Source organism: Actinomadura sp. NPDC000600, from assembly GCF_040492135.1.
Taxonomy (GTDB): domain Bacteria; phylum Actinomycetota; class Actinomycetes; order Streptosporangiales; family Streptosporangiaceae; genus Spirillospora.
Map to the genome: position 1 here is coordinate 193,012 of NZ_JBEUPD010000018.1, position 7,365 is coordinate 200,376.

At 71.8% G+C, this 7,365-nt stretch carries 7 protein-coding genes; all 7 read left to right on the top strand.

The genetic code is table 11. The features are described from left to right. Positions 1–1,332 (top strand): glycosyltransferase 87 family protein, encoded by a 1,332-nt coding sequence (locus ABWI07_RS25715; RefSeq protein ID WP_353820056.1) that lies wholly within the window; start codon positions 1–3, stop codon positions 1,330–1,332. Beyond that, the gene (locus ABWI07_RS25720; RefSeq protein ID WP_149260764.1) at positions 1,332–1,790 is read left to right on the top strand and encodes a DUF4446 family protein; all 459 of its coding nucleotides are present in this window, start codon (positions 1,332–1,334) and stop codon (positions 1,788–1,790) included. The genes ABWI07_RS25715 and ABWI07_RS25720 overlap by 1 nt, the downstream gene beginning before the upstream one ends. 127 nt (positions 1,791–1,917) lie before the next feature. After that, positions 1,918–2,856, top strand: a complete 939-nt coding sequence (gene pheA / locus ABWI07_RS25725) for a prephenate dehydratase (protein ID WP_353820057.1) — start codon at positions 1,918–1,920, stop codon at positions 2,854–2,856. 64 nt (positions 2,857–2,920) lie between these two features. Continuing rightward, on the top strand, positions 2,921–3,562 hold the full coding sequence (locus tag ABWI07_RS25730) for a DsbA family oxidoreductase (RefSeq protein ID WP_353820058.1): 642 nt from the start codon (positions 2,921–2,923) through the stop codon (positions 3,560–3,562). Between the two features lie 117 nt (positions 3,563–3,679). Then, entirely contained in the window at positions 3,680–5,323 is a 1,644-nt protein-coding gene (locus tag ABWI07_RS25735; protein WP_353820059.1) for a hypothetical protein, read from the top strand. Between the two features lie 71 nt (positions 5,324–5,394). Beyond that, a complete protein-coding gene (locus ABWI07_RS25740) occupies positions 5,395–6,453 on the top strand; it encodes a hypothetical protein (RefSeq protein ID WP_353820060.1) in 1,059 nt (352 codons plus the stop codon). Positions 6,454–6,474: 21 nt separating this feature from the next. Beyond that, complete coding sequence (locus ABWI07_RS25745; RefSeq protein ID WP_235036965.1) at positions 6,475–7,275, top strand: class I SAM-dependent methyltransferase; 801 nt, start codon at positions 6,475–6,477, stop codon at positions 7,273–7,275. Positions 7,276–7,365 lie beyond the last annotated feature (90 nt).

Genomic DNA, 7,365 nt, shown 5'->3' on the forward strand with positions numbered 1-7,365 from the left:
GTGGACGGTCTCATCGCGCGGGATGCCCGCGACTCCCCCGGCGAGGCGGCCGGAGCCCCCGCCAGGCGGAGCCCCCGCGACCTGCTGATCCTGCTCGCCGGGATCGCCGTCGCCGTGGCCGCCGCCGCGCCGGTCGTCCACCGGTGGCTCGGCAACCAGCCCGACCAGCGCCTCGTCGACCTGGAGGTCTACCGGGAGGGCGGGCTGGCCGTCCTGCGGGGCGCGCCGCTCTACGACTTCCTCACCCAGCCGCCGCAGCTGCTCCCCTTCACCTACCCGCCGATCGCCGCCGTCCTGGCGGTCCCGTTCACCCTGCTGCCCTGGCGTGCGGCCCAGTGGGCGTGGACGGGGCTGATCTACGCCGCGCTCGTGATCGTCGTCTGCTACGCCTTCCGCGACCTCATCCGCCGGACGGGGCGCTGGGCGCCGCTCACCGCCGGGGTCCTGGTCGCGGCGGCGACGTGGCTCGACCCCGTCCGCGACCAGGTCAGGTTCGGGCAGGTCGGGCTGTTCCTGCTGGCCATGTGCCTGGCCGACTGCTGCGCCCGCACCGCCCGCTGGCCGCGCGGCATGCTCGTCGGCCTCGCCCTGGCGATCAAGCTGGTGCCGGGCGTCTTCCTCGTCTACTTCCTGATCACCGGACGGCGGGAGGCGCTGGGCAACGCCGTGCTGACCGCCGTCGTCGCCACGCTCGGCGGGTTCGCGCTGCTGCCGTCCGACTCGTCCGGCTACTGGTTCGGGGCGCTGCTGGAGGGCGGCGACCGGACGGGCGCGGTCGACGGCACCACCAACCAGGCGATCCACGGGATCGTGGCCCGCATCCTGGACGAGGGGCCCGCCCGGACGCTGGTGTGGTTGGCCCTGGCGCTGGTCGCCGCCTGGTTCGGCTTCGCCTGGGCGCGCCGGGCGACGCTCGCCGCCGACGCCGCGACCGGCGCGGACGCCTACAGCCTCCTGCTCGCCGGGGTCGCGATCGTCGGGCTGCTGTCCGTCGTCCTGTCCCCCGTGGGGTGGATCCACCACCTCGTCTGGATGATCGCGGTAATCGGGGCTCTGGTGGGGGACGGGCGCGACACGCGAAGATGTCTGGTCGCGTTCGGCCTCTGGCTGCTGTTCCTGTTCCCGCTCCCGTGGTGGGCGCGCGGACTGATCGGCCCAGATCATTCCGCCGCAACGGTTTTCGCGGGGCAGGTCCTGCGCGACTCGTTCGGCATCGCGGCACTCGTGTCGATCATGGTTCTCGGAACGTGGCTGGTCAGACGGCTCGATCCGGACGACCACCCCCGAGATCCTTCGCAACGGCAGGTCGGCCTGGGTACGCTCGGCCCGTGATGCTTGTCGCGGTGGCCGTCGCTGGCCTGGTCGCCGGGGTTGCGGGGCTCTCCATCGCGGTGGTCGCGCACAACCGGGTCAACCAGGTCGTCGACGAGTGCGGGGAAATGCTGAGGCGCCAGCTCCAGGTCGCGAGCGGCGAGGTCGACGAGCGCGCCCTGCGCGACCTCGCCATCGTCCACTACGACGCGCTCAAGGAGATGTCCGGGCACCGGTCCTTCTCCCTCGCGCTGATCAACGCGGTCGGCGACGGGGTGGTGGTCAGCTCCATCAACGGGCGGACCGAGACGCGGACGTACGCCAAGGCCGTCCAGGGCGGGCACGCCGTCGAGACGCTCTCCCCCGAGGAGAACCAGGTCCTGCGGGCCGCCCGGCTCGGCAAGGGCCCCGTCGTCTCGATGGACGACCCGCTGCCCGACTTCGGCAACGGCGCCCGCACGTCCACGGCCCGCGCCTGAGCACGCCCGAACGGCGCCCGAGGCGGCCGCCCGCCGGACGGTAGACTCGGGGTTCTCGCCTTGCCGCAAGGCGGCTTCCGCACAGCCGAAACTTCCGCACCGCCGAAACACGTACCCGGGGGATCCCGTGACCGCAGACGACAGGCCAGCGCGCTACGCCTACCTGGGTCCGCGGGGCACCTTCACCGAGGCCGCGCTGCTCACCCTCCCCGGCGCCGCCGAAGGCGAGCACATCCCGTACGCGACCGTCCCGGCCGCCCTCGAAGCCCTTCGCCGCGGAGAGGCCGACACGGCCGTCGTCGCCCTGGAGAACTCCGTCGAGGGCTCGGTCCCCACCACGCTGGACGAGCTGGCGACCGGCGAGCCCCTCCAGATCGTCGGCGAGATCCACCTGCCGGTCTCGTTCGCCCTCCTCGGGCGCCCCGGCACCGCGCTGGACGACATCAAGACCGTCGCGTCGCACCCGATCGCGCAGCCGCAGTGCCGCCGCTGGCTGCAGGAGAACGTCCCGGACGCCGAATGGCGCGCCGCGACCTCCAACGCCGAGGCCGCCCAGCACGTCGCCGACGGCCACTACGACGCCGCCCTCGCCGGCTCGTTCGCGGCCCCCCGCTACGGCCTGTCCGTCCTCGCCGAGGACATCCACGACGTCGCCGACGCCGTCACCCGCTTCGTCGTCCTGCACCGCCCCTGCCCCCCGCCGCCGCCCACCGGCATGGACAAGACGACCGTCGTCGCGTTCATCGGCGAGGACCACCCGGGCGCCCTGCTGGAGATCCTCACCGAGTTCTCCGTCCGCGGCATCAACCTCACGCTGATCCAGTCCCGGCCCACCGGCGCGGGTCTCGGCTCCTACCTGTTCTGGATGGACTTCGAGGGCCACGTCACCGACGCCCGCGTGGGCGAGGCACTGATGGGCCTGCGCCGCATCTGCGCCGACGTCCGCTTCGTCGGTTCGTACGCCCGCGCCGACGAGGTCCGCCCCGAGATCCGGCGCGGCACCCACGACGCCGACTTCACCGAGGCGGCGGCCTGGCTCACCGGCATCCGCCACGGGCGCCCCTGAGCTCGGAAATCAAACGCGCCGGGGACGTGTTGGCACGGTTGACCGTCCTGAGAGAGGTATCCCTGTGCGTGTTGAGATCTGGGCCGACGTCGTGTGCCCGTGGTGCTACCTCGGCAAGCGGCATTTCGAGCGGGCGCTGGAGGGGTTCCAGCACCGGGACCAGGTCGAGGTGGTCTACCGCGCCTTCCAGCTCGACCCCTCGTTCCCGCAGGGCGAGACGGTCGACGTGGCCGACATGCTGGCCGAGAAGTACGGCATGACGCGAGCCGAGGCCGTGGAGAAGAACCGGGAGATGGAGCAGCGCGCCGCCGCGGCGGGCCTGGAGTACCGCCTCGAAGGCCGCCGAGCGGGCAACACTCTCGACGCGCACCGCCTCGTCCACCTCGCGGGCCGCCGCGGTGTGCAGGGCGTCGTCGTCGAGGCCCTGTTCAAGGCGTACTTCACCGACGGGCGTCCGGTGTTCGACCGCGACACGCTCGTGGACATCGTGGCCGAGGCGGGCCTGGACCCGGCCGAGGCGCGCGAGGTGCTCGCGTCCGGGGAGTTCGCCTCGGAGGTGGACGCCGAGCAGCGCGCCGCCCGCGACATCGGCGCCAACGGCGTGCCCTTCTTCGTCATCGACCGCCGCTACGGCGTCTCGGGCGCCCAGCCCACCGAGACGTTCGCCCAGGTCCTCGACCAGGCCTGGGCGGACGCGAACGCCTGATCGGCGGCGCCTTCCCGGGTGTGACGCAACCGAGATCATTCAGCGCCGCCGCGGGGGCAACCGGTTGTCGATCTTGGGCGTCCTCTTCACACCAGTGAACAGTGGAGAGGTCGTCCCGTGCGCCGATTGCTCGCCCTCGTCACGGCCGTGGCCGTGACGTTCTCCCTCGCCGCGGTCCCGGCGGACGCGATGGAGCCCCTGCGGCTGCTCAGCACCCGCCTGCTGTCGCCGGGCGCCACCACGAAGATCGAGGTGGCGGCGGAGTCGGGACTGGACATCACCGAGGTGCGCGCCGTCACGGAACCCTACGAGGGCGGAACCGCGACGCCGCTCACCGCGGACGACTTCGAGCTGGTCGAGGGCACCGCGAAGAACGGCGTCTGGCGGACCAGGACGGCGGTCACCGTCGACCCCGGCCGCTGGTGGGTGGACGTCGAGCTGACGAACGCCGAGCAGACCGTCCTGGCCCGCCACCGCGCCACCATCGACAATGGCGCCGACACGGTGATCAGCGACTTCGAGGTGACCCCGCAGGTCGTCGACATCGAGAACCCCTGGGTGACCTTCCGGGGGCGGTTGACGAGCAGGGCCGCCAACGGCGATCCGGTGCCCGTCGCGGGTGAGACGCTGCGCCTGGTCGCGGAGGACGGCCGGAGCACCCCCGCGGTCACCGACGCGGACGGCAGGGTGGAGGGGAAGGCCTCCTTCTCCAGCGAGTACCTCCGGATGAGCCTCGTCTACCGCGGCTCCTTCCTCTACCGGCCCGCCGAGAGCGAGCGGACCTCCGTCGCCATGCGGAAGCTGAACACGCGGATCACGGTGAGCGTGCCCGAGCACCTCGTCGCGGGCGACCAGGTCGACCTGACCGGGAGGCTGGAACGCGAGGACCGCGGCGGCGTCTGGGCGCCCTTCGCGGGCAAGCAGGTCGAGATCAAGTTCGCCGCGCCGTCCCCCGAGCCGGTCTGGACGACCGTGGGCCGTGCGACGACCGGCGCCGGGGGCGTCTTCACGTTCCCGATCAACCCGAGCGAGGACGGTGCGTGGTCGGCCGCCTTCGCGACGGACGCCCTCGGCTGGCCCGCCGACTACCGCGGCTACTTCCGGTCCGAGGAGCGGACGCGCGTCCAGAACGTGGCGTACCGGACCTCCGTCACCGGGTTCAACGCCACGCCCGAGCCGATCGGCCGGGGCGAGAACGTGAAGGCGTACGGGCGCGTCCTCACCAAGCTCGCGGACGGCCGCTGGATCGGCGCCCCCGGCAACGCCTCCGTGCGACTGCAGTTCTCCACAGACCGCAAGACGTGGAGCACCAAGGGCGAGGTCGGCGTGTCCGGGGACGGCAGGTTCACCGTGGAGGGCAGGGCCGACCGGACCGGCTACTGGCGGGCCCTCGTCCCCAAGAGCGACAGCACCGAGCAGTCGGTCAGCGGGACCGACAACGTGGAGGTCCGGTACCGGACGAAGATCCTGGACTTCAACGCGGCGCCCGAGCCGGTGAAGAAGGGCGGCACCGTCACGGTGATGGGCACGCTCTACCGCCAGACCTCGAAGTGGTACACCTACGGCGGCAAGACGATCACCTTCTACTTCCTGCCCAGGGGATCGTCCAAGTGGGTCTACATGGGCAAGCAGACGACCGACAGGATCGGCCGGTTCCGGAAGGGCTTCAAGGCGACCAAGGACGGCACCTGGCGCGCCTACTCCGGGGCCACGTCCACCTATGCCAAGACGTATCGGGACGACTACGTGGACGTCCGCTAACGGCCATTGATCAACCGCTAGTCGATCTTGGACGTAGGCTCCATACCAGTAATCAGTGGAGAGGTTTCCCCTTGCGTCGATCATCCGCACTGCTCGCCACCGCAGCCATCACCGCCGCGCTCTTCGTCGCGCCCGGCACCGCCCACGCCGACGCGACCGAGACCGGCCCGACCCTCGCCGTCACGGTCGACAAGCAGGCCACGGCCATCACGGCGCAGCTGGCGCCGGGGTCGACCGTGGCGCCGTCCACGCCGGTGACCATCCGAGGCAGGGTCGTCCTGAAGGCGTCCGCTCTGCCCGCGGCCGGCGCCGAAGTCCAGGTCGATGTGCCGGACGAGATCAAGGGCCCCGGAGGCGCCACGCGGGTCCGGACCTCCGACGACGGCACCTTCCGCGCCTTCTTCGTCGCCGGGCAGGAGGTCGGCAGGTCGGGCACGGTGACGGCGCGCGTCCTGGAGGACGATGTCCTCACCGCCAGCCAGGTGAACCTGGGGACGGTGAACATCCGGAACGACTCCGTGTTCACCGAGTTCGACGCCCTGCCGGAGCCGCTCGCGTACCGCGACCCGATCGTCGTGCGGGGACGGCTGGACATCCGGCCCGACTACACCAACAGCACGAACGTGCCCGTGTACCTGGAGTACTCCCTGGACGGCAAGACCTGGAAGGTCTGGGCGACCCAGACCCTGGGGCGGCCGGGGCGCTTCTACTTCGACGAGGACAAGCCCGTGACGAAGGACGCGGACTGGCGCGTCCGCTACCCCGGCAGCGTTCTGAACACGCCGGCCGTCAGCGTCGTCGACCACGTCGACGTGAAGTACCGGACGGAGTGGCACTACTTCAACGCCTCACCCGAGCCCGTGAAGAAGGGCAAGGCGATCACGGTCAAGGGGCAGCTCTACCGGTTCCGGGACAAGGCCGGCCCGGGTCCGAACGCGCCCGTGTACGTCTACTTCAAGGCCGCCGGCACCTCGACGTACAAGCAGGTGGCGGCGACGAAGACCGACGCCGGCGGCTGGTTCGCGAAGAGCTTCAAGGCGTCCGTGGACGGCACCTGGAAGGCGGTCTACAAGGAGACCTCCGGCTACCTCGGCTCGACCTCGCCGGGCGACGCCGTGGACGTCCGCTGACGTAGGCTGCGGGGCGTGACGATGGACTTCGATCTTTACGAGCGGGAGCTGTGGGCCGGGCGGGCCCCCGCGTACGAGCGGGGGTTCGCCCGCGTCACGCGGTACATGATCGATCCGCTGCTGGACGCGGCCGGGGTGCGGGACGGGACGCGGCTGCTCGACGTCGGCACCGGGCCCGGGTTCGTCTCGCGGGAGGCGGTGCGGCGCGGCGCGCGGGTGTCGGCCATGGACGCCGAGCCCGGCATGGCCGAGACGGCGCGCCGGAACGTCCCCGGGCTCGACGTGCGGGTCGCCGTCCTGCCTGAGGTCCCGTTCGAGGACGGGACGTTCGACGCGGTCGCCGGCAACTTCGTCATCAACCACGTGGGCGACCCCGACGCGGCGCTGGCCCGGCTGCGGCGCGTCCTGCGCAAGGGCGGCCGGCTGGCGGTGACCTGCTGGGTCATGCCGGGCAGCGGCGCCCTCGCGGTCGTCCGGGAGGCGATCGAGGCGGCCGGCGTCCCGTGGCCGGACGACATCCCCCAGACGCCGTTCGTGGAGTACGGCGAGCCGGCGGCGTTCCGGCGGCTGGTCGCGGAGGCCGGGTTCGGCGAGGTCGCGGTCGAGGAGGTGACCTGGGAGCACGTCGTCGACCCCGAGGAGTGGTGGGAGACGGGCGCGCTGTCCAGGGTCGGCACGAACGGCGTGATCGTCGGGCGGCAGGACGCGCCGACCGTCGCCCGCGTCAAGGCCGCCTACGACGAGATCATCGCCGGGTACGCGGCCGGCGACGGCAAGGTGGCGCTGCCCGCGCACGCGCTGCTGGCGAGCGGCGTCCACTAGGCCGTGTTTAGGAAGTCTTGTCCCAGGTCGGCATGTCGTGTCTGGAGATGAGTGAGGTCTCCGGTAGATGGATCAACGACCAAGAAGACC

Excerpts from the sequence above, each read along its gene's own strand:
- ABWI07_RS25720 (WP_149260764.1), top strand. The coding sequence starts at position 1,332 with ATGCTTGTCGCGGTGGCCGTCGCTGGCCTGGTCGCCGGGGTTGCGGGG.
- ABWI07_RS25745 (WP_235036965.1), top strand. The coding sequence starts at position 6,475 with ATGGACTTCGATCTTTACGAGCGGGAGCTGTGGGCCGGGCGGGCCCCC.